The 23,039-nt window shown below is 53.6% G+C and carries 20 protein-coding genes; all 20 read right to left on the bottom strand.

Annotated features, from left to right (window positions below):
- Positions 1-13 precede the first annotated feature (13 nt).
- The 20 genes from EL29_RS01465 to tsf all read right to left on the bottom strand — a co-directional run bounded on the left by EL29_RS01465 (position 14) and on the right by tsf (position 23,012).
- Entirely contained in the window at positions 14-322 is a 309-nt protein-coding gene (locus EL29_RS01465) for a c-type cytochrome (RefSeq protein WP_013024705.1), read from the bottom strand.
- Complete coding sequence (gene tilS / locus EL29_RS01460; RefSeq protein WP_028714834.1) at positions 322-1,629, bottom strand: tRNA lysidine(34) synthetase TilS; 1,308 nt, start codon at positions 1,627-1,629, stop codon at positions 322-324. The genes EL29_RS01465 and tilS overlap by 1 nt, the downstream gene beginning before the upstream one ends.
- A 47-nt stretch (positions 1,630-1,676) precedes the next feature.
- Positions 1,677-2,066 carry a VOC family protein gene (locus EL29_RS01455; RefSeq protein ID WP_013024703.1) on the bottom strand — a complete coding sequence of 130 codons (390 nt, stop codon included), beginning with the start codon at positions 2,064-2,066 and terminating at the stop codon, positions 1,677-1,679.
- A 29-nt stretch (positions 2,067-2,095) separates the two neighbouring features.
- Positions 2,096-4,243: a lysine decarboxylase LdcC gene (locus EL29_RS01450; RefSeq protein WP_019106450.1), complete on the bottom strand. Its 2,148-nt coding sequence runs from the start codon at positions 4,241-4,243 to the stop codon at positions 2,096-2,098.
- Positions 4,244-4,364: 121 nt separating this feature from the next.
- Positions 4,365-5,321: an acetyl-CoA carboxylase carboxyl transferase subunit alpha gene (gene accA, locus EL29_RS01445; RefSeq protein ID WP_013024701.1), complete on the bottom strand. Its 957-nt coding sequence runs from the start codon at positions 5,319-5,321 to the stop codon at positions 4,365-4,367.
- Positions 5,322-5,333: 12 nt separating this feature from the next.
- The gene (gene dnaE, locus EL29_RS01440; protein WP_014592968.1) at positions 5,334-8,816 is read right to left on the bottom strand and encodes a DNA polymerase III subunit alpha; all 3,483 of its coding nucleotides are present in this window, start codon (positions 8,814-8,816) and stop codon (positions 5,334-5,336) included.
- A gap of 28 nt (positions 8,817-8,844) precedes the next feature.
- The gene (gene rnhB, locus EL29_RS01435; RefSeq protein ID WP_014606548.1) at positions 8,845-9,471 is read right to left on the bottom strand and encodes a ribonuclease HII; all 627 of its coding nucleotides are present in this window, start codon (positions 9,469-9,471) and stop codon (positions 8,845-8,847) included.
- A complete protein-coding gene (gene lpxB, locus EL29_RS01430; protein WP_013024698.1) occupies positions 9,464-10,612 on the bottom strand; it encodes a lipid-A-disaccharide synthase in 1,149 nt (382 codons plus the stop codon). Before lpxB ends, rnhB begins: the two co-directional genes overlap by 8 nt.
- Before the next feature lie 3 nt (positions 10,613-10,615).
- Complete coding sequence (lpxA, locus tag EL29_RS01425) at positions 10,616-11,404, bottom strand: acyl-ACP--UDP-N-acetylglucosamine O-acyltransferase (RefSeq protein WP_013024697.1); 789 nt, start codon at positions 11,402-11,404, stop codon at positions 10,616-10,618.
- A gap of 3 nt (positions 11,405-11,407) precedes the next feature.
- Positions 11,408-11,863 (bottom strand): 3-hydroxyacyl-ACP dehydratase FabZ, encoded by a 456-nt coding sequence (fabZ, locus tag EL29_RS01420; protein ID WP_006117769.1) that lies wholly within the window; start codon positions 11,861-11,863, stop codon positions 11,408-11,410.
- Positions 11,864-12,015: 152 nt separating this feature from the next.
- Entirely contained in the window at positions 12,016-13,041 is a 1,026-nt protein-coding gene (gene lpxD, locus EL29_RS01415) for a UDP-3-O-(3-hydroxymyristoyl)glucosamine N-acyltransferase (protein ID WP_013024695.1), read from the bottom strand.
- 3 nt (positions 13,042-13,044) lie between these two features.
- Entirely contained in the window at positions 13,045-13,545 is a 501-nt protein-coding gene (locus EL29_RS01410) for an OmpH family outer membrane protein (RefSeq protein ID WP_014606549.1), read from the bottom strand.
- Between the two features lie 96 nt (positions 13,546-13,641).
- A complete protein-coding gene (gene bamA / locus EL29_RS01405; protein WP_014592965.1) occupies positions 13,642-16,053 on the bottom strand; it encodes an outer membrane protein assembly factor BamA in 2,412 nt (803 codons plus the stop codon).
- A 51-nt stretch (positions 16,054-16,104) separates the two neighbouring features.
- Positions 16,105-17,454 (bottom strand): sigma E protease regulator RseP, encoded by a 1,350-nt coding sequence (rseP, locus tag EL29_RS01400; protein WP_022622239.1) that lies wholly within the window; start codon positions 17,452-17,454, stop codon positions 16,105-16,107.
- Positions 17,455-17,466: 12 nt separating this feature from the next.
- A complete protein-coding gene (cdsA, locus tag EL29_RS01395; protein WP_013024691.1) occupies positions 17,467-18,324 on the bottom strand; it encodes a phosphatidate cytidylyltransferase in 858 nt (285 codons plus the stop codon).
- A gap of 18 nt (positions 18,325-18,342) precedes the next feature.
- On the bottom strand, positions 18,343-19,095 hold the full coding sequence (ispU, locus tag EL29_RS01390; RefSeq protein WP_013024690.1) for a (2E,6E)-farnesyl-diphosphate-specific ditrans,polycis-undecaprenyl-diphosphate synthase: 753 nt from the start codon (positions 19,093-19,095) through the stop codon (positions 18,343-18,345).
- A 177-nt stretch (positions 19,096-19,272) separates the two neighbouring features.
- Complete coding sequence (gene ispC / locus EL29_RS01385) at positions 19,273-20,469, bottom strand: 1-deoxy-D-xylulose-5-phosphate reductoisomerase (protein WP_024472048.1); 1,197 nt, start codon at positions 20,467-20,469, stop codon at positions 19,273-19,275.
- Positions 20,470-20,579: 110 nt separating this feature from the next.
- Positions 20,580-21,137 carry a ribosome recycling factor gene (gene frr, locus EL29_RS01380; protein WP_013024688.1) on the bottom strand — a complete coding sequence of 186 codons (558 nt, stop codon included), beginning with the start codon at positions 21,135-21,137 and terminating at the stop codon, positions 20,580-20,582.
- 143 nt (positions 21,138-21,280) lie between these two features.
- Positions 21,281-22,006, bottom strand: a complete 726-nt coding sequence (pyrH, locus tag EL29_RS01375) for a UMP kinase (RefSeq protein ID WP_006117760.1) — start codon at positions 22,004-22,006, stop codon at positions 21,281-21,283.
- A 154-nt stretch (positions 22,007-22,160) separates the two neighbouring features.
- Positions 22,161-23,012 (bottom strand): translation elongation factor Ts, encoded by an 852-nt coding sequence (tsf, locus tag EL29_RS01370; RefSeq protein ID WP_013024686.1) that lies wholly within the window; start codon positions 23,010-23,012, stop codon positions 22,161-22,163.
- Positions 23,013-23,039 lie beyond the last annotated feature (27 nt).

Here is a 23,039-nt window from a genome sequence, read left to right as displayed (position 1 = left end):
ACTCCCGCCCACCTCATTCAGGTTTCAACGAACTGTAATAGGCGGCTAAATTCGCCATATCCTCATCATTTAAGCCTGCCACAAATGCCTTCATGACTTCAGCCTGTCCCCCGCTTCGTTCCCCTTTCTTATAGGCCTGTAATGCCTGGTTAAGATAGGCCGCATTTTGGCCAGCCAGATTGGGATAGAGAGGCGTGGTTGCTTTACCCTGTGCCCCGTGGCAGGCCATACAGGCGGCCGCGCGTTGCTCACCCGCGTTCACATCGCCTGCGGCGTGGACCGGTAAAACAGTTATCAGCAGCAAGGCTGCTATGCGTTGCATTATTCCGGCTCTCCCGTCGTTTTCTGCCAGTTGACTTCCCAGCCAACGGCATCCTCGCTGGCACCTTCGCGGGTAACAAACAGCCCGGGCGCGCAAATCAACGTCTGATTAAAATAAATTAATGGAATGCGCGCGCGTTGCCAGGGCGGGATATTCAGCCTCTGCCAGATTTTTTTTATGTCTCGTCCGCCTGGGCGATTCACGATATGCACATAGCCTGTTGCGTGAAACCGCACGAATACCTGCTCCTGCGGTTGTGGGCAGCGAAGCGTACTCGTGCTTTTTTCGGCCGTCAGTACGCCCAGGTTTTGTGGCAAATGCAGAGGTTGTTCGACGTCATTCCAGGCGATTTCACAGTCAGCTAAAGAGGCGCTGAGCGGCAAGTGGTAAAGCTGCTGCCGGTAGCGACGGATCTCGTGGTTGCCCAGCTTCAGGCGCGGCTGCGCATCTTCACGGCACAACATGATCTCCTGACGGATTCGACGTAATGCTTCGCGCGACGGCATTTTCTCGCCCTGAGCGGCCAGCCAGCGGCGCAGCAGGGCGTTGCCTTTTACCTCACTCATGGTCAGCAAAGGTGTGAAGCACAGGCTACCGTCGGGTTGAATAAGCTCGCTAAGCGGCTCAGCCAGTAACTCATCCAGCAGTTGCTCCTGCTCGCCACACAAGGCGGCACTGCGCGCCGACGCCTCGGCAAAATGCGGCCAGCGGCGCAGAAGCGTCGGCAACAGCTGCTGACGCAGAAAGTTTCGGTCATAGCGCTGATCCTGATTGCTTTCATCTTCAACCCAGACCAGTTGATGCGCCTTGGCGTACTGCTCCAGGCTCAGGCGGGAATGGTTTAACAAGGGTCTGAGTAAGGCATGTCCGGCAAACGTCGTCGCCGCCGGCATGGCCGCCAGGCCCGCCGGGCCGCTGCCGCGCTTCAGCGCCAGGAGCAGCGTTTCACACTGATCGTCCAGATGCTGCGCGGTTAGCAGCTTTTCATCCGCGCACAGCGCCTGCCCCAGAGCCTGATAGCGCACCTGCCGCGCTGCCGCTTCAATGCCTTGTCCCTGATCCGTTACCTGCACACGCAGGACTTCACAAGGAATCTGCCACCGTTCGCACAGGCACAGGCAGTGCGCTGCCCAGCTATCGGCATTCGGGCTGAGGCCATGATGCACATGCAGCGCACGCAGCCGTGACTGCGGGCGCGCTTGCTGCCAGGCCCGCAGTTGATGAAGCAGAACGGTAGAATCCAGACCACCGCTGAACGCCACGACCAGCGCGTCATTTTCCTTTAACAGTGCGTCAAAATCAGACATGTTCTCAATCCATACCGCGGCCAGTGGAGTCGCCCAAAGCCGCCATTTTACGCCTGATAGAGTTCCAGCGGCAAACCATCCGGATCGGCAAAGAACGTGCAGGGCTTTCCGGTTAGCTCATCGATGCGGATCGCTTCACATATCACGCCCTGCGTTGCCAGATAGCGCATCGCCGCTTCAACGTCCGGCACGCTGAAGGCCAGATGACGCAGGCCACAGGCTTCCGGTTGACTGACGCGTGCGGGCGGTTTGGGAAACGAAAACAGCTCAATCGTATACTGACCGTTCAGTGCCAGATCCCCTTTCCACGAATCACGCGCTTCACGATAGTGTTCGCTTTGCAGTTCAAACCCCAGAATGTCGCAGTAAAACGCTTTGCTGCGCGAATAGTCTGATGCAATGATCGCGATATGATGGATGTGCGTTAGCTGTAGCATCGTTGCTTCCTGTTAAACATGACGTCCTGTTAGCCGGCCTGTTTCAGCACACGTACCCGATATTCCCCCTCTTCGGTGAGGATCGCGCCGTGAATATCCGTCTCAAAGCCAGGATAGTGGCGTCCAATGCTACACAGCATTAACAGGAAGTCGAGTACGGCGCGGCTTTGTTCTGTGATCATTTCACCAGGCATCACCAGAGGAACGCCCGGAGGATAAGGCAGGATCATGTTGGCAGAGATGCGGCCCACCAGCTCATTGATGTTCACGGTTTCAATATTGCCCTTCACCTGTTGCTGAAAAGCCTGATGCGGCGTCATTTTCATCTCGGGCAACACGTCAAACGCCTTCAACATGAGCCGCGGTAAATCATGTTGCTGGATAAGACGGTGGATCCCCTGCGCCAGCGCCTGAATACGCATGTTGCGATAAAAATCGGGATCCTCCGCATAGAGATCCGGCAACATATTTTTGACCCGGAGATTGAGATCGTAGGCGCGCTTAAATTCCGTTAACCCTCGCAGCACGCTCATCGCTTTGGTTTTATCAATGCCGATACTAAACAGGAATAACAGATTGTAAGGGCCGGTTTTTTCAACCACGATGCCGCGCTCATCCAGGAACTTCGCCACCAGCGCCGCCGGAATGCCCTCTTCCGCCATCACGCCCAGCTCGCTCATGCCGGGTGTCAGGATCGTTACCTTGATCGGATCAAGATACATGTGGTCGCGATCGGCCTGGGTGAATCCGTGCCAGTCCTCTTCCCCCGGCTGTATCGGCCAGCACTGGGCTTCATCAACGTGTTCAGGCTGCCAGATATCAAAAAACCAGCTGTCGCACTCTTCTCGCAACCGCTGTATCTCACGACGGAAATGCAGGGCGCGTTCCACTGACCGGTTAATGAGCCTTTTGCCCGGATTTCCCCGCAGCATCGCCGCCGCTGTCTCAATGGATGAGACGATGGCATAGTTCGGTGAGGTGGTGGTGTGCATCATGTAGGCTTCATTAAACGTCTGCTCGTCATAGTCGCCTTTAATATGAATCAGCGAAGCCTGGGAAAAAGCCGCCAGCAGTTTATGGGTGGACTGCGTTTCATAGAAGACTTTACCCGGCACCCGCTCACCGCTCATGCCGCTTTTCCCCTCATAGATGGGATGAAAGTTGGTATAGGGAACCCAGGCAGAATCAAAGTGGATCGACGGCACCTCAAGGGTTTGCTTGATGTACTGAGTGTTGTAGAGCAAACCGTCGTAGGTCGAATTGGTGATCACCGCATGTACCGGCCAACTGGCGCGCGGCGTGACCGCCACTTTTTGCTCGATGCTGGCACGGGTGAACTCTTTTTGCGGAATACCGCCCAAAATACCCAATGCGTTGCGTGTTGGCTTGAGCCAGATGGGGATCAAATCGCTCATCATCAACAGATGCGTGAGCGACTTATGGCAGTTGCGGTCCACCAGAATCGTGCTGCCTGCCGGGGCAGCATACATTCCGACGATTTTATTCGAGGTCGAGGTGCCGTTGGTCACCATGTAGCTCTGTTCCGCACCAAAAGTGCGGGCGATATACTCTTCGGCTTCCAGATGCGGCCCTGTGTGGTCCAGCAGCGATCCCAGTTCCGTTACCGAAATCGAGATATCCGACTTCAGCGTATTGGCACCAAAAAAGTCATAGAACAAGCAGCCGACCGGGCTTTTCTGGAAGGCCGTACCGGCCATATGGCCAGGGGTACAGAAGGTGTATTTCCCCTCTTTCACATAGGTAAACAACGCTTTGGTCAACGGCGGCGTGATGTTGTCGAGGTAGTCATCTGTGTACTGTCGGATGTGAAGAGCAATATCGTCGGCGGCATTCAGCGCATATTCAAAGAAATGCAGCGGCATACGCATTTCATTAATACTGATATCCATCTGGGAATGGGTATTGATAAAGGCATACAGCGGCAGGTATTCATTAAGCTGATTGATTTCACCACACAGCTCCGGGCTGTTGTGTTCATCCCAGTCAAAAATGACGCCGCTGATACGGGGATTGTGTTCAATGAGTTTTAGCAGATCGTCATTGTTTTTCGGCCGGATGAGTTGAAAACCTTGCTGACTCAGCGCGACTTCCAGTTCGCGCAAGGGTTCATCTTTGTAAAACACGCCATGCGCGCCCATGATCGCCAGAATATTCAATGCACATCTCCCTGATTGTTGAGGCATTAAGTAAGCATAGCGAATGATGCCACTCAACTGCAGTCAGATTAATGGCATAAAAAAAGCGGACCGAAGTCCGCTTTATCGTCATGAAGCACAATCAGGCGTAGCCGTAGCTCATCAGACGTTGATAACGGCGATCGAGCAGTTCTTCGGTGCTGAGCCCTTCCAGATCGGCCAGATCGGCCAGCAGTTGCTGTTTCAGCGACTGCGCCATTTCGACAGGATGACGATGCGCCCCGCCCAGTGGCTCAGGGATAACCGAGTCAATCAGCTTCAGCTCTTTCAGACGCGGCGCGGTAATACCCATCGCTTCGGCTGCCAGAGGCGCTTTATCGGCGCTTTTCCACAGAATAGAGGCACAGCCTTCCGGAGAGATAACAGAGTAAGTGCTGTACTGCAGCATGTTAACTTTATCACCCACACCAATGGCCAGCGCACCACCGGAACCGCCTTCACCGATGACCGTACAGATCACAGGCACCTTCAGACCGGACATTTCCCGCAGATTACGGGCAATAGCCTCAGACTGACCACGCTCTTCCGCACCAACGCCAGGATAAGCGCCAGGCGTGTCGATAAAGGTCAGGATTGGCATCTTGAAACGCTCAGCCATTTCCATCAGGCGCAGCGCTTTGCGATAGCCTTCTGGTGCTGGCATGCCAAAATTACGGCGAATCTTCTCTTTGGTTTCACGTCCTTTCTGGTGACCAATGATCATGACCGGGCGACCATCAAGGCGCGCAATCCCACCCACAATGGCTTTGTCATCCGCATAAGCACGGTCACCCGCCAGCTCATCGAAATCGTCAAAGGCATTGCGCACGTAATCAAAGGTATAAGGACGTAGCGGATGGCGTGCCAGTTGTGCAATTTGCCATGCGCCCAAATCGGCGAAGATTTTACGGGTCAGCTCAACGCTTTTCTCGCGCAGTCGCTTCACTTCTTCGTCGAGATTGACGTGTTTATCGTCCTGACGACCAATCGAGGTTAGCGAATCAATCTTCGCTTCCAGTTCTGCAATTGGCTGTTCAAAATCCAGGTAATTAAGACTCATAATGTTCCTGTTTTAGTCAAACTCCAGTTCCACCTGCTCCGATCCAATTAACGACCGCAAATCGTTGAGTAAACGATCGCTGGGCGAAATTCGCCACGCTGCACCAAAGCGTAGCTTCGCTCGCGCGTCGGCTCTCTGATAGTAGAGATGCACCGGAATTGTCCCTGAACGATGAGGTTCCAGGGACTGACGGAGTCGGTTTAATAGCTGGTCATCAATTTGCCTGTCCGTCAGCGAGATAGCAAGTCCACGGGCGTATTTTTCGCGCGCTTCGTCGATGTCCATGACTTCCCGGGCGGTCATTTTAAGCCCACCACTGAAGTCATCAAAGCTGACCTGTCCGCTGACGATCAGGATACGGTCTTTCTCCAGCAGTTGCTGGTATTTATCTAACGCATCGGTAAATAACATGACTTCGAGACGGCCGGAACGATCGTCAAGTGTACAAATACCAATTCGGTTGCCGCGTTTGGTCACCATTACACGCGCAGCAATCACCAGACCTGCCGCAACGGTAATCTTACCACGATCGGTAGGATGCATATCTTTCAAACGCATCCCGCCAACGTAACGCTCAATTTCTTTTAAATACTGATTAATAGGATGGCCGGTAAGATACAACCCAAGGGTTTCGCGTTCACCATCCAACTGCACCTGTTCCGGCCAGGGCGTCACGCTGGCATAGGACTGTTCTACCTGTTCAGGCTCGTCGGCCAGTACGCCAAACATGTCCGCCTGGCCGATCGCTTCGGCTTTCGCATGCTGATCCGCCGCCTTCAGCGCATCGTTAAGGGCGCTCATTAAGGCAGCGCGGTGTGGGCCGAGACGATCAAAGGCACCTGACATGATCAGTTTTTCCATGACCCGACGGTTGATCTTTTTGGTATCGGTGCGCGCGCAGAGATCGAACAGCTCCCGGAAATAACCGCCCTCGTTACGCGCATCGATGATCGCTTCGATCGGCCCTTCACCGACGCCTTTAATGGCGCCGATGCCGTAAACGATCTCGCCCTCATCATTGACGTGGAACTGATACAGGCCCGAGTTAATATCCGGCGGCAGGACCTTTAGCCCCATGCGCCAGCACTCATCCACCAGGCCAACCACTTTTTCCGTGTTATCCATATCCGCCGTCATGACCGCAGCCATAAATTCGGCCGGATAATGCGCTTTCAGCCACAGCGTTTGATAGGACACCAGCGCATAAGCCGCAGAGTGCGATTTGTTAAAACCGTATCCGGCAAATTTCTCTACCAGATCGAAGATTTTCATCGACAGTTCGCCGTCGATGCCCATGCTTTCAGCGCCGTCTTTAAAAACGGAGCGCTGCTTGGCCATCTCTTCGGGTTTCTTTTTACCCATGGCGCGACGCAGCATATCCGCCCCGCCGAGCGTATAGCCAGACAGGACCTGGGCGATCTGCATTACCTGTTCCTGATACAGGATAATGCCGTAGGTCGGCTCGAGAACCGGCTTCAGGCTTTCATGCTGCCACTGGATATCAGGATAGGAGATGGCTTCCCGACCGTGCTTACGGTCGATAAAGTTATCCACCATGCCCGACTGCAACGGGCCAGGGCGGAACAGCGCCACAAGGGCGATCATGTCTTCAAAGCAGTCAGGTTTCAGACGCTTGATCAGATCTTTCATGCCGCGCGATTCAAGCTGGAAAACCGCCGTGGTTTCCGCGCGCTGCAGCATATCAAAGCTTTTCTTGTCTTCAAGCGGAATGGTGGCGATATCGATCGGCGGCAACCCCTGCTTTTCACGGCGCGGGTTAATCATCTTCAGTGCCCAGTCGATAATGGTCAGCGTACGCAGCCCCAGGAAGTCAAACTTCACCAGGCCGGCATATTCCACATCATTTTTATCAAACTGCGTCACCGGATACTGGCCGTTTTCGTCACAGTACAGTGGCGCAAAATCGGTAATTTTGGTGGGCGCGATCACTACTCCACCCGCGTGCTTACCAGCGTTTCGCGTAACACCTTCCAGCTTGCGCGCCATATCGATTAGCGCTTTGACTTCCTCATCGGCCTCATAAATTTCCGGCAGTTGCGGTTCTGCAGCAAAGGCTTTTTCCAGCGTCATGCCCGGATCGGGCGGCACCAGCTTTGAAATACGATCGACAAAACCATAGGGATGGCCCAGAACGCGTCCCACGTCACGAATGACCGCCTTAGCCGCCATCGTACCGAAAGTAATAATCTGAGACACCGCTTCGCGGCCGTACATGTCGGCCACGTGTTCAATCACCTGGTCACGTTTCTCCATGCAGAAATCGACGTCGAAGTCGGGCATGGAAACACGTTCTGGGTTCAGGAAACGTTCGAACAGCAGGTCGAACTCGAGCGGATCAAGGTCAGTGATCTTGAGCGCATAGGCGACTAAGGATCCCGCACCAGAACCACGGCCCGGCCCAACCGGCACGCCGTTATCTTTCGACCACTGGATAAACTCCATCACGATCAGGAAGTAGCCAGGGAACCCCATCTGGTTAATAACGTTGAGTTCCACTTCCAGACGTTCATCGTATTCCGGCCGCTTTTCGGCCCGTACGGCTTCGTCCGGAAACAGCATCGCGAGGCGCTCTTCCAGCCCCTCGCGGGATTTCATCACCAAAAAGTCTTCGGTGGTCATATCCCCTGTCGGGAACTGGGGCAGAAAGTACTCACCCAGCCGGACCGTGACGTTACAACGCTTAGCAATCTCTACGCTGTTTTCCAGCGCTTCCGGGATGTCCGCGAACAGCTCGCACATCTCCTCTTCGCTGCGCATGTATTGCTGAGGACTGTAATGGCGAGGACGTTTCGGATCGTCGAGCGTGTAACCATCATGAATGGCAACGCGGATCTCGTGGGCGTCGAAATCTTCTTCATTGATGAAGCAGACTTCATTCGTGGCAACAACGGGGATCCCTTCTGCAATCGCCAGCTCAACCGCCGCATGCAGATAGCTCTCCTCATCAGGACGACCGGTACGGACCAGCTCCAGGAAGTAGCGATCGGCAAAATGCTGTTGATAGAAAGCCAGGCAGTCAGACACCAGCGCGCTGTTACCTCGTAGCAGGCTGCGGCCAACATCCCCTCGACGGCCCCCGGACAGCAGAATCAGTCCTTCCTGCAGTTCGGCCAGCCAGTCGCGATCGATAATCGGGCCAGCAATACCGTAACCCCGTTGGTAAGCACGGGAAATCAGCAGTGTCAGATTCTGATAGCCGGTATTATTTGCCGCCAGCACGGTAATCTGGGTCAGTTCATCGCCCATCAACTCGCTGGCAACGTTAAAATCTGCCCCGATAATCGGTTTAACCCCTGCCCCGTGCGCACCGCCGTAAAATTTCACCAGCCCGCAAAGGTTGGTGAAGTCGGTAATCGCGATGGCTGGCATACCCAGCGCAGCCGCTTTCTTGATCAACGGGCCGGTTTTCGCCAGGCCGTCGACCATGGAATAGTCGCTGTGTACGCGCAGATGTATAAAACGGGGTTCGGCCATATCAGTTTCCGGTTAAAACAGGTTCGGATTAGCGCAGCGTGGTCAGGCTGCTCGCCAGTACATCGGCATCAATCAGCGCATTACGCACCGGCGCAAAGCTGCGGCGGTGATGAGGGGTTGCACCGTACTGCGTCAATTTTTCCATGTGTAACGCCGTAGGATAACCTTTATGCTGCGCAAAACCATACTGCGGAAACAACAAATCCAGCTCTGCCATTTCACGATCGCGCGTGACCTTGGCGATGATGGAGGCGGCACTGATTTCGGCGACCAGGCTGTCGCCCTTCACCACCGCCAGAGAAGGCATCGGCAACGCCGGACAGCGATTGCCGTCAATCAGCACAAAGTCTGGCGTGATGGACAGGCCAGCGACCGCGCGCTGCATCGCCAGCATCGTGGCGTGCAGGATATTAAGATTGTCGATCTCGTCCGGTTCTGCGCGCCCCAGGCTCCAGGCGAGCGCTTTCTCTTTGATTTGATCAAACAGCGCGAGACGGCGTTTTTCTGACAGTTTTTTGGAGTCTGCCAGGCCGGGAACAGGATTCGCGGGATCGAGGATCACGGCGGCGGTCACAACGGCCCCGACTAATGGCCCGCGCCCGACTTCGTCCACCCCGGCAATACAACCGGCGGCAGGATAGATAAAATCAGCCATTGGCAAGCTCCAGCACCGCATCTGCGGCTTGTTCGTCAGCGTTCCAGCGGATCTGCTGGTGCAGTTCATAAAAGGTGTTCAGCAGCGTTTCACGTTCACGACTGGCATGCAGCAACGGATCCAGCGCCGCGGCCAGCGCCTCAGGCTGACATTCATCCTGCAACAGCTCTTTGACCAGTTCGCGCCCGGCCAGCAGATTCGGCAAAGAGACGTAATCCGTTTTGACCAGTCGTTTAGCCAGCCAGAAGGTAAACGGCTTCATGCGGTAGCCAACCACCATCGGGCATTTTGCCAGCATGCACTCCAGCGCCGCCGTTCCCGAAGCCAGTAGCGCAGCATCACTTGCCACCATGGCTTCCCTGCCCTGACCATCCAGCAGGTGCATCGGCAGCTCAGGCGCGACCTCCGCTTTAATTTTTTCAAACTGTTCGCGGCGCTTAGCGTTAACCAAGGGCACGACAATTTCCAGCGCCGGATAGTGCGTACGCAGACGCTGTGCGGTTTTAAGGAAATCCGCACTCAGCATTTCGACTTCGGCACCCCGGCTGCCGGGAAGCAGTGCCAGACAGAGCGCGTGCTCGTCTATGCCAAGATGGCGGCGAGCGGCGGCCTTATCGGGCTGTAACGGCATGGCATCCGCCATGGTATGACCAATAAAGCGACAGGGAACGTTGAAACGGTCGTAGAAGGCTTTTTCAAACGGCAGAAACGCCAATACCAGATCGGTATTGCGGCCGATTTTAAAGACGCGCTTTTGTCGCCAGGCCCAGACAGAGGGGCTGACGTAATGAATGGTGCGAATGCCTGCGCGTTTGAGATGGCCTTCCAGCGTGATGTTGAAATCCGGCGCATCAATACCGACAAAGACGTCAGGCTGAAGCGCGGTAAAGCGCTGCGTAAGATCGCGACGAATACTTAATAAACGCCGTAACCGCCCCAGCACCTCCACAATGCCCATCACCGCCAGCTCTTCCATCTCGTACCAGGCTTCGCAACCTTCGGCCTGCATTAGCGGACCCGCGACGCCAACAAAACGGGCATCAGGATGACGCGCTTTTAATGCCCGAATCAGGCCTGCACCAAGGATATCGCCAGAGGTTTCTCCGGCGACCAGGGCAATCGTAAGGGGACGCGCTGACATGAATTAGCGAATTAATCCACGAGTTGAACGAGCAAAGAAATCAAAGAAAGGCTGCACTTCGCTGTGCTGCTGAGCAATCGCCTCGATTTCCGGTTTGACTTCATCCAGCGTTCTGCCGCTGCGATAAAGTAACTTGTAGGCGTTGCGGATAGCGTGCAGTGCTTCTTTGCTGAAGCCACGGCGCTTCAGGCCTTCAATGTTGATACCGAATGGCGTGGCATGGTTGCCTTGCGCAATGACATAGGGCGGCACATCCTGAGCCACGCCTGAACAACCACCAACCATCACATGTGCGCCAATGGTGCACCACTGGTGCACGGCCGTCATGCCGCCAATAATGGCGAAATCGTCGACAGTGACATGGCCGCCTAGTGTCGCATTGTTGGCCATAATGCAGCGGTTGCCAATGACACAGTCATGCGCGATATGGACGTTAACCATCAACAGATTGTCACTGCCGACAACCGTGACATTTGTGCCCTGAGTCGTGCCACGATGAATGGTCACGCTTTCACGAATACGGTTACGATCGCCAATGTCAACACGGGTGGGTTCACCCGCGTATTTCAGATCCTGATTCACTTCACCGATAGAAGCAAACTGATAGATCTGGTTGTCTTTACCGATACGCGTATGGCCGTTTACCACCACGTGTGACTTAAGGACGGTTCCCTCACCAATCTCGACATTCGCCCCGACAAAACAGAAAGGACCAATATGAACGCCGGGGCCGATAACAGCCCCGTCTTCGATGACTGAACTGGGATGGATGTTGGCGGTTGGATCAATCACGAGTTATGCCTCCCGGCTACGGGCACACATCATGGTCGCTTCACAGACGATTTTACCGTCGACAGTCGCTACGCCATTGAAGCGAGTCAGACCACGGCGGGTTTTCTCGAAGGTCACTTCCATAATCATTTGATCGCCCGGTACGACCGGACGCTTGAAACGGGCATTATCAATGCCAGCAAAATAATAAAGCTCGCCTGGCTCCAGTTTACCCACGCTTTTAAATGCCAGAATGCCGGTGGCCTGTGCCATCGCTTCCAGAATCAGAACGCCGGGAAAAATCGGTTTACCAGGGAAATGCCCCTGGAAAAACGGCTCGTTAAAGGAGACATTCTTTACGGCGCGCAGATATTTGTTTTCTTCAAAATCCAGCACGCGATCTACCAGCAGAAACGGATAACGGTGCGGCAGCAGCTCTAAAATCTCTTCAATTTGCAGAGTATGAGTTTCAGTAGTCAAAATACTCTTCCTGTCCTAAAAATCTGATGACATCAATAACACGGCCTGCACCGATCATCATGATCGTTGGCAGGCCGCAAATAGGTTCCGTGGCGCCTGGCTTCCCTGCTTAACACTGTTATTATGAAAGCCGGTCTGTCATGGGATGGCGTCTAGTCGTCTTTGCCGACTTTCCGCTCGATTGCTTTTAAGCGTTTGCTTAGTTCATCGATATTCATCACCAACGCTGCAGTTTTGCGCCAGGTTTTGTTGGGCTGTAATGGAATGCCTGAGGAGTATACACCAGGTTCTGTTATCGGACGCATAACCATGCCCATGCCGGTTACGGTTACTTTGTCACAGATTTCCATATGGCCATTAATGACGCTGGCACCGCCAATCATACAATAACGACCAATTTTCAAACTACCCGCCATGATCACACCGCCAGCAACCGCAGTATTGTCGCCAATAACCACGTTGTGAGCAATCTGACATTGGTTATCTATGATAACACCATTGCCGATCAGAGTGTTATCCAGCGCACCACGATCGATGGTGGTACAGGCACCGATTTCGACCCGATCGCCAATGATGACCGAACCCAACTGCGGGATTTTCACCCAGTTGCCACGATCGTTAGCATAACCGAACCCATCTGAACCTATCACTGTGCCGGACTGAATCAGACAATCCTGACCAATCTGCACCTCATGGTAAACCGAGACGTTAGCCCATAAACGCGAGCCGTTGCCGATACGGGTTTTTTTGCCCACAAAACAGCCTGGGCCGATGACCACGTTGTCACCGAGTACCACGTCGGACTCAATAACGGCATTGGCGCCGATGGACACATTCTCACCCAGTCTGGCGCTGGAATCGATCACGGCGCTCGGCGCAATGTGCTGCGCAGGCTGCGGCGTCGTATCCAGTAACTGCGCCATTCGCGCATAGGTAAGATAGGGGTTTTTAACAACCAGCGCGGCGGTTTTACACCACTCCAGATCCGCTTCCGTCAGCACCACGGCTGAAGCCTGGATCAGGGCGAGCTGCTCGCGGTAACGGCTGTTGGCAAGAAACGTGATTTGACCAGTGGTGGCGGATTGCATAGAAGCAATGCCGGAGATGACGATATCGCCATCTCCGTGCAATTCTGCATCCAACTGCTGGGCTAAATCAGCCAGTCGAATTGATGACATCGATTATTTAACCTGCTTCGCAACTTCATCGGTGATGTCTTTAACATCAGAACCCGAATACAGCACAGCCTGAGAATTCAGCACCAGGTCATAGCCGCCGCTCTTGGCAACCGACTGAACAGCAGTCTGGATTTTTTCCAGCAGCTTGTTACGCTCCTGAACCTGGCGGGTCTGGTTGTCTTTCTCAAACGCGTCGGCTTTTGCCTGGAAAGCATTACGCTCAGAGTCAATCTGCTTCTCTTTCTTGCTGCGCTCGCTCGCCTTCATGGTTGGCGCATTACGCTGCAGATCCTGCATTTCCTGCTGGATTTTGTCGTGCTGAGAACGGAGTTCTGCCGCGCGTCCCTGGAATTCACTCTCGAGCTGCTTGGTGATAGTCGCGCGCTGAGGTGATTTCTGGAAAACCTGACTCAGATCCACAGTTGCGACTTTATCCGCCGCCTGTGCGCCAGCAGAAGCAGCCAATGCAACACCCAGAGTAACTGCACATAACAACTTTTTCACTATAAACTCCTTACCCTCAACATGTATGTTTGCAGCGTGGAGCATAGCAATGCCCCACGTGTGCAAGCTAATTTTTTAACATCCCTGTACAGAACATTACCAGGTTTTACCAATGTTAAACTGGAACTGCTCTGACTTATCTCCCTCAACTTTCTTAACCGGCTGGGCATAGGAGAAGACTAACGGCCCCAGCGGTGACATCCACTGTAAAGACACACCGGTCGAAACGCGAATGTTGTTCGGATCGCTGTAGTCAGGAATACCGGCCGCGCGCGTCTCCGCCGTGTTCTGCCATTTAGTATCCCAGACCGTACCCGCATCCACAAACAGCGAAGTGCGGACGGAATTCGAATATTTCTCACTCAGGAACGGTGTTGGCGTGATCAGCTCAAGGCTGGCAATCGCCATCGCGTTACCCCCGATTGCATCGCTCGACTTACAGATACCGTTCGGATCGCTCAGGTTACAGTATGACGAACCATTGTTCAGGTAAGCGGCTTTCGGACCGATGGTATTGGACTGGAACCCGCGCACGGTACTCGAACCGCCGGCGTAGAAGTTCTCATAGAACGGCATCTCTTTACCGCTAATGCCGTCACCGTAGCCCACACGACCGCGACCTAACACAACCCAGGTATGATCTTTATTGATCGGAACATACTGCTGGCTGTCCAGGGTCATTTTGTAGAACTGGTTATCTGAACCTGGAATCGTGACTTTGCCGTTCAGGTTAGTACGGTTACCTGAGGTGGCAAAGAAACCACGATCGAGCGTGTTATAGGTCCAGCCATAGTTAAAGGTGAAGTCGTCAGCAGAGAAGTCGCCGTTGCTGTTCAACTGCTGTGGCTTACCGACCGAGTCAAGATAACGCCACATCGCAACCTGTGGACGCATGTCAGACAGGTCGTTATGGACATAGCCCAGACCGACGCGCAGCGAGTTGTTCTCGTTGATTGGGAAGCCCAATGTACCGTCTGTACCGTAACTTCTGTTGGTATAGCCGGAGAGATCGGCGTTGCTGGCCTTAAAGTTGTTGTAGAACACCCGGCCGCCCAGACTCACACCGTCAACGGTAAAGTAGGGATCGGTCAGGGAGAATTCTGCATAGGTCTGGTAATCGTTTTTAGTGCCGCTAATCCCCACGGTATTACCGGTGCCGAGCCAGTTATCCTGGGTAACACCGACCTGGAAACTCACGCCACTTTCTGTACCGTAGCCGACGCCAAAGTTAAAGGTACCGGTATTGCGTTCTTTAACTTTATAGACCACGTCAACCTGGTCAGGTGAGCCGGGAACGCGCTGCGTATCCACGTCAACGGTTTCAAAATAGCCCGTACGATTCAGACGCTCTTTGCCCTGATCGACCAGGTCGCTGCCCAGCCAGGCGCCTTCCATCTGACGCATTTCACGACGCAGTACGGCATCTTTTGATGTATCGTTTCCTTCGAAGCGCACTTTACGCACGTAGTAGCGGTTACCCGCATCGACGTTGATGTGCAGCTTAACGGTTTTATCCGCATCGTTAATTTCAGGCTGTGTCACAACACGTGGATAGGCATAGCCGTAGCGACCCAGCAGTTTCTTAATGTCATCTTCCATCGACGTGACTTTCGTGCCGTTATACAGCTCGCCCGCCGGAATTTTGGTCAGATGTTCGATTTCGGCCGAATGACCCGCCATGCTGCCGTTAACGATTACGCCAGCAATCTTGTACTGATCGCCTTCGGTAATGTTCACGGTGATGTAGATGCCTTTCTTATCCGGCGTCAGGCTGACCTGGGTCGAATCAATGTTGAAACGCGCATAACCCCGATCCAGATAGAAGCTGCGCAGGGTTTCAAGGTCGCCCGCCAGTTTCTGCTTCTGGTATTTACGGTCGCCCACCACGTTCCACCACGGCACTTCGTCACGCAACTGGAAGCGGGAAATGAGCTCGTCGGAGCTAAAAGCTTTGTTACCGACGATATTGATCTGCTGAATTTTGGCAGAAACACCTTCGGTAAACACCAGTTTCAAATCGACGCGGTTACGCGGCAGCGGTGTGACTACGGCTTTAACGCTGGCGGTGTATTTGCCCACGCTGTAGTAGAAGTCTTCCAGGCCCTTCTCAATCGAAGAGATGGTGGTGCGGTCCAGCGCTTCGCCGACGCGCACGCCTGAGGCTTCGAGGTTTTGTTTGAGCTGATCGTCTTTAACCGCTTTGTTACCGCTGAAGGTAATGCTGGCGATGGTGGGACGTTCTTTGACCTGAACAATCAGCGTATTACCATCTCGCAGGACCTGAACATCCTCAAAGTTGCCAGTTGCGAACAGGGAGCGAATGGTATTTCTGACGTCATCGTCATTCACCGTATCGCCAACCCGAACTGGCATGCTCAGCAGAGCCGCGCCGACGGCGACTCGCTGCAGCCCTTCGAAATGAATGTCCTTCACCACGAAATCGTCTGCACCGTAAACGGTGGCGCTGCTAAACAGCAGCGACGCTATGAGCAACTTTTTCATCGCCATCGTTATTATGCGTTTTCCTAACACATCCCACGTAAGCTCGCGTTCCAGCGGTTACAAACGTGAGAAATCATTGAAAAGTGCAAGCCCCATTAACATCACCAGCAGTATTGAACCGATGCGGTAACTAAAGTCTTGAACTCGCTCGGACACCGGTCCCCCTTTGATCTTTTCAATCGCAAGGAAGAGCAAGTGCCCACCATCTAAAACCGGTAGCGGGAACAGGTTGATGATCCCTAAGTTGACGCTAATCAACGCCAGGAACATCAGGTAGTAAATCATTCCATACTCGGCTGACAAACCTGCACCTTGCGCAATCGAAATCGGGCCGCTCAGGTTGTTCAGCTTCACATCGCCGGTTATTAACTTGCCCAACATAGAGACGGTCAGCTTCATTAACTGCCAGGTTTTTACACTGGCTTCACCAATGGCTGAAAACGCACCATATTGTCTTACCGTTTTATACTCGTCTGGCAGCGGTACGACTCGGGGAATCACCCCCGCAAACCCTTGTGCTTTGTTCCCAGGTTTCGCTTCGGGCGTCAGGGTTAACTGCACCGCCTCACCGTTGCGATCGACCTCAAGAGCAATACTTTTTCCTGGGTTATCCCGAACCTGGGTAGCAAAAGGCTGCCACTGCGATAATAACTGACCATCGACTTTAACGATCCTGTCGCCAGCTTGCAAACCGGCTGCACTGGCAGGCGAATTCTTTTGCACTTCAGCCAGGGTCGTTTCAATCTGCGGGCCCCGGGGACGAATTCCCAGCGCGACGACAGGGTCCTGCTTATCAGGTTCGAACTGCCAGTTGCGCAAATCGACCTGTTTTTGCTGCGTCCCCTGTTCGCCAAAACGACCCACTGTTAACGTTGTGCTGGCATCACCGATTTTACCGATCAATGCCATGCGCACAGCTTCCCAGTCAGGCGTTTCGATACCGTCAACGGCCTTAAGTTCCGTCCCGGGTGTAATTTGCGCTTCTGCGGCGACCGAACCGTTCAGAATTTCACCAACTACCGGTTTAATACCCGGCACGCCGTGGATGAACACGACCCAGTAGGCAAAGATAGCAAACAGGAAATTGGCAATCGGGCCGGCAGCAATAATAGACGCGCGCTGCCAAATCGCTTTATTGTTAAACGCCTGGTGCCGAAGCTCGGCGGGAACGCTTTCTACCCGCTCGTCCAGCATTTTGACATAACCGCCAAGGGGAATGAGCGCAATCACAAATTCGGTGCCGTGACGATCGCGGCGTTGCCATAACGCCTTGCCAAAGCCGATAGAAAAGCGCTCTACTCTCACACCGCAACGCCGCGCCACCCAAAAATGGCCAAACTCATGCACGGTGATTAACACGCCCAGTGCAATGATAAATGCGGCAAAACTCCAGATTACGCTTAACATCGTCGCTTGCCCTTAAAGTGTCTGAAACACCAACAGCAATAAACAGGCAAATACCGGCACTGCTGCTGTCAGGCTGTCGATGCGGTCAAGAATACCGCCATGTCCGGGAATCAGGCTCCCGCTGTCTTTGATACCGGCCTCGCGTTTAAACATGCTTTCCGTCAGATCGCCCAGTACCGAAGCAAGGGTGGAAATCACGGCGCAGATCACCAGCGTGCCGGTGGGAACGGAAAGCGGCGCAAAACTGGCGAACAGGACGGCAATCAGCGCAGAAGAGATCAGTCCGCCCAGAAAACCTTCCCATGTTTTACCGGGCGACACTTTTGGCGCCAGCTTATGTTTGCCAAACAGTTTGCCGAACATGTAGGCACCGGAATCGGCACCCCATACCAGAAACATAACAAACAGCAGCCACCAGGCACCGGCAAAGTGATCGGCTTCGTAATGATACTGGCGGAGCGCCATCATGCCCCAGAAGAAAGGAATGACCGTTAACGCACCAAACAGCAGACGCAAGGGTCGGGAAGTCCGCCATAACGCAGCAGAGGCAGGATAGAACAGAACCAGTAACAGCGCAGCAATCCACCAGGCCAGTGAGGCCCACAGCCAGCCCGCCACCTGCGGCAGGTGCGCGTTATGTTCGTAGGGAGGAAGCGTAAACAGCATCAGCGTCAGAGCCAGACCGCATATCAGCGCGAGCCAGATCCGTTGCTGACGCGATGCCATACCAGACAGCTGCCCCCATTCCCAGGCGGCCAGCATGCAGATAATAATCGTAATAATTGCAAAGCCAACAGGCGGTAACCAGAACAATGCAGCGATCACCAGCGGGATGAGAATCAGCGCGGTGATCAGACGAGACTTCAGCAAAGGTTACCCCCAGATTGCTCAGGCGCCGCCTGGTGCAGCGCCGCCAAAGCGTCGCTCCCGCAGAGAGAATGCATTCAGTGCACCTTCAAAAACGTGTTCATCAAAATCCGGCCAGAGCACATCAGTAAAATAGAATTCCGCATAGGCAATTTGCCACAACAGGAAGTTGCTAATCCGATGCTCTCCCCCGGTCCTTATCACTAAATCCACTGGCGCCAACTGGTTCATGCACAGTTGCGACGTCAGGCTCTCTTCGGTTATCTGATCAGGGCGTAACAAGCCTTCCTGAACCTGTTCAGCCAACTTTTTAACGCCTTCGATAATATCCCATCGCCCGCCGTAGTTCGCAGCAATGTTTAGCGTGAGTCGATCGTTATTCTCCGTCAGCGCTTCTGCCCGACGGACACGTTCCTGAATGCGGGGGCTGAAGCGGCTGATATCGCCAATGATGCGTAAGCGAACATTATGCTTGTGCAGGCTTTTCACTTCACTGTCCAGCGCCCAGACAAACAGCTCCATCAAGGCAGTGACTTCCTGCGCAGGACGGCTCCAGTTTTCGCTACTAAAGGCGTAAAGCGTTAACGCTTCAAGATTATTACTGACGGCAAAGCTAACGGCGCGACGTACTGATTTCACGCCCGCTTTGTGACCGGAGATACGCAGTTTTCCCTGGTTCTTAGCCCAACGGCCATTGCCATCCATAATGATAGCAACGTGGCGTGGACCGGTTCCCTGTTGGTCATCGGTGTTGTTGTGATTTTCAGACGACATAACGCGTAATCAATTCCTTTCATCAGAAATGCTGTGGTTTCTGAATACATTGCGCCCGGTACAAATCCCGGCACTGTCTGCCAGGCCACACCGAATTTGGTGACAGACCGTTAAACGCGAGCCAGCGACTATAACATTTTCACCTGAAGCGAACAAATAGCCTCAACGCAATCGTTGTTATGCCGTGAAGCGTGGCAACATTTCGGTCGCAGCGGCGCGTGCCATACGATCGATTTCGATGACAGCGTCCACTGAATCCGGTTCCTGGCCGTGCTGCGATGACAGCACTGCGCTGTTTAACGCTGCGATATCGGTAAAACGAATTCGCTGATTCAGGAACGCCGCCACGGCGATCTCATTGGCAGCATTAAGCGTGGTGGTGGCCGCCTGCCCGGCCTCGCAGGCATCAATTGCCAGTTTAAGACAGGGGTAACGGCCAAAATCAGGTTCTGAGAACGTCAGCGCCGACATGCGGGTAAAGTCCAGCGGTGTGACCCCAGCGTGAATACGCGCTGGCCAGGCCATACTGTGGGCGATAGGGGTTCGCATGTCAGGTGAACCTAACTGTGCCAGCACGCTGCCATCGCAGTAACGCACCATGGAGTGGATCACCGATTGGGGGTGCAAAATCACTTCCATCTGCGCGGCACTGGCGTTGAACAGCCAACGAGCTTCAATGTATTCAAGACCTTTATTCATCATGGTGGCCGAATCAACCGAGATTTTACGCCCCATTGACCAGTTCGGATGTGCACAAGCCTGATCTGGCGACATATTGCGCAGATCCGCTAAATTTGTGTCACGAAAAGGGCCACCCGATCCCGTAAGAATAATCGACTCAATGCCGTTATTCTGCAGGTCAGCGTAACCTAACTGATGCTGGATGGTAGCGGGCAAACTCTGAAAAATCGCATTGTGCTCGCTGTCTACCGGCAACAGCTGCGCCTTATGCTGGCGCACCGCCTCCATAAATAAACGGCCGCACGTCACCAGGGATTCTTTATTCGCCAGCAGGACGGTTTTACCCGCGCGAATCGCTGCCAACGTGGGCAGTAAACCTGAGGCGCCCACAATCGCCGCCATCACCTGGTCAACCTCATCCAGCGCGGCCAGTTCACAGGCTGCCTGAACGCCGGAGAGCACTTCAGTCTTCACCTTCAATGCTCTCAGTCGCTCACGTAGCGCAACAGCGGCTTCTTCGTCTGCCATCGCCGCATAGCGGGGTTGGAACTGTACGCACTGCTCAGCCATCAGGGCCACGTTTTTACCGGCAACCAGCGCGGTGATCTGATAGCGCGTAGGATTGGCACTGACGACTGCCAGCGTGCTGGTGCCTATCGAACCGGTTGAACCGAGCAGAGTTAATCGCTTCATAATGCTGTCCATGTAGAGGTGAAAGCGTGGGGCACAATGTAAAACGCCGCCAGAGGTGACATTCTGTCAGAATGCCTCTCTGTACGGCGTTTTGGTCGGCGATGATGGAATCAGAAGTCCATCAACTCCGCTTCTTTTTCGGCCAGTGCCGCATCAACTTTCTTGATGTGCGCATCGGTCATTTTCTGGATTTCATCCTGCGAACGACGTTCGTCGTCTTCGCTGATTTCTTTATCTTTCAGCAACGCTTTGATTTTATCGTTGGCGTCGCGACGAACGTTACGTACAGACACACGTCCCTGCTCGGCTTCACCGCGTACGATTTTAATCAGATCTTTACGACGCTCTTCCGTCAGCGCAGGGAGCGGAACACGAATGTCCGAACCCGCTGAGTTTGGATTGAGGCCAAGATCGGACGCCATAATCGCTTTTTCAACGGCCGGGCCGAGAGAGCGATCAAACACGTTGATTTTCAGCGTGCGGGAGTCTTCAACGGTAACGGAAGCCAGCTGACGCAGTGGCGTCGGCGTACCGTAATATTCAACGATAATGCCGTCGAGCAGAGAAGGTGAAGCACGGCCTGTGCGTACCTTGCTGATAGTGGTTTTGAATGCCTCGACGCATTTGTCCATGCGCGTATCAGCATCTTTTTTAATGTCGTTAATCACGTTAAAACCCTTGGATTCGGTTTGACCTGGCCAGTTCCGGCATCACCGGAAGCGGGATCGATAATCATCGATAATCCTGACTGGTGCACGGCTAAACATTACCGCACTGACAGAATATACCTTATTTTATCTCGCCTCGGGTATTAATGCGTAATCAGGGTACCTTCTTTTTCACCCATCACTACGCGACGCAATGCGCCAGGTTTGTTCATATTGAAAACGCGGATTGGCAGTTTGTGATCGCGCGCCAGCGTAAACGCGGCGAGATCCATCACTTTAAGCTCTTGATCCAGCACTTCCGCATAAGTCAGTTTTTCATACAGCGTTGCATCAGGGTGCTTCACCGGGTCGGCCGAGTAAACACCGTCAACTTTCGTGGCTTTCAGCACCACATCCGCTTCGATTTCAATACCACGCAGACAGGCGGCTGAATCCGTCGTGAAGAAAGGATTGCCCGTACCCGCAGAAAAGATAACCACACGGTTATTACGTAACAGGCTGATGGCTTCTGCCCAGCTGTAGTTATCGCAAACGCCGTTGAGGGGAATCGCGGACATCAGACGGGCATTGACGTACGCGCGGTGCAGTGCATCACGCATCGCCAGGCCGTTCATTACCGTAGCAAGCATCCCCATGTGGTCACCCACAACGCGGTTCATGCCCGCCTGCGCCAGGCCGGCTCCGCGGAACAGGTTACCGCCGCCAATCACAACGCCCACCTGGATACCCAGCTCGACCAGTTCTTTGACTTCCTGAGCCATGCGGTCAAGCACGCTCGCGTCGATACCAAAACCCTCTGCACCTTGAAGTGCTTCGCCACTGAGTTTTAGCAGGATACGTTGATAAACAGGTTTTGCGTTGGTCGCCATGGTCAATTCGTCCTGGAAGATATGATGAATAAGAAGTAATTCCGATCAATCATCCGCTTAGAGCAAAAGAATTACTATTGGGATGAAACTGAAAACGTATCTTTTGCCTGTGGCAGACAAAAAAGAACCGCCATCTGGCGGTTCTTTCAGATCATTAAGACTGTTTGGACATTGCTGCAACTTCAGCAGCAAAATCAGTCTCAACTTTTTCGATGCCTTCGCCCACTTCAAAGCGGATGAAGTTGATCACGTCAGCGCCCTGCTCTTTCAGCGCCTGGCCAACGGTTTTGCTTGGATCGATAACGAATGCCTGACCGGTCAGAGAGACTTCACCGGTGAATTTCTTCATACGGCCTTCAACCATCTTCTCTGCGATCTCTTTTGGCTTACCAGACTGCATCGCGATGTCCAGCTGAACCTGGTATTCTTTATCAACCACTTCCGCAGAAACGTCTTCTGGCTTAACAAACTCAGGTTTGCTTGCCGCAACGTGCATTGCGATCTGTTTGATCAGATCTTCGTTAGCGCCTTTGGCAGAAACCAGAACGCCGATACGTGCGCCGTGCAGGTAGCTGCCCAGTTCTTCGCCTTCCAGAAGAGCAACGCGACGAATGTTGATGTTCTCGCCGATTTTAGCAACCAGGGCAACACGTTCTTCTTCGAACTGTGCTTTCAGCACTTCAACGTCGGTGATACGGTCAGCCGCAGCAGCGTCAAGAACTTTATCAGCAAACGCCTGGAAACCGCCGTCTTTTGCTACGAAGTCAGTCTGGCAGTTCACTTCCAGAATCACACCGTAGTTACCAACGATTTTGGTTTTGATTACGCCATCAGCAGCAACGTTACCCGCTTTTTTCGCTGCTTTAATTGCGCCAGACTTACGCATGTTTTCAATCGCCAGCTCGATGTCGCCGCTCGCTTCAGTCAGCGCTTTTTTGCAGTCCATCATGCCTGCGCCAGTACGCTCACGCAGTTCTTTTACCAATGCAGCGGTAATTTCAGCCATTCCAGAATCCTCGGTTCGTACCTGAGC

The organism is Pantoea ananatis LMG 2665, from assembly GCF_000710035.2.
Lineage (GTDB): Bacteria > Pseudomonadota > Gammaproteobacteria > Enterobacterales > Enterobacteriaceae > Pantoea > Pantoea ananatis.
The sequence above is the reverse complement of the archived record's forward strand: the minus strand, read 5'-3'. Positions and strand labels throughout refer to the sequence as shown.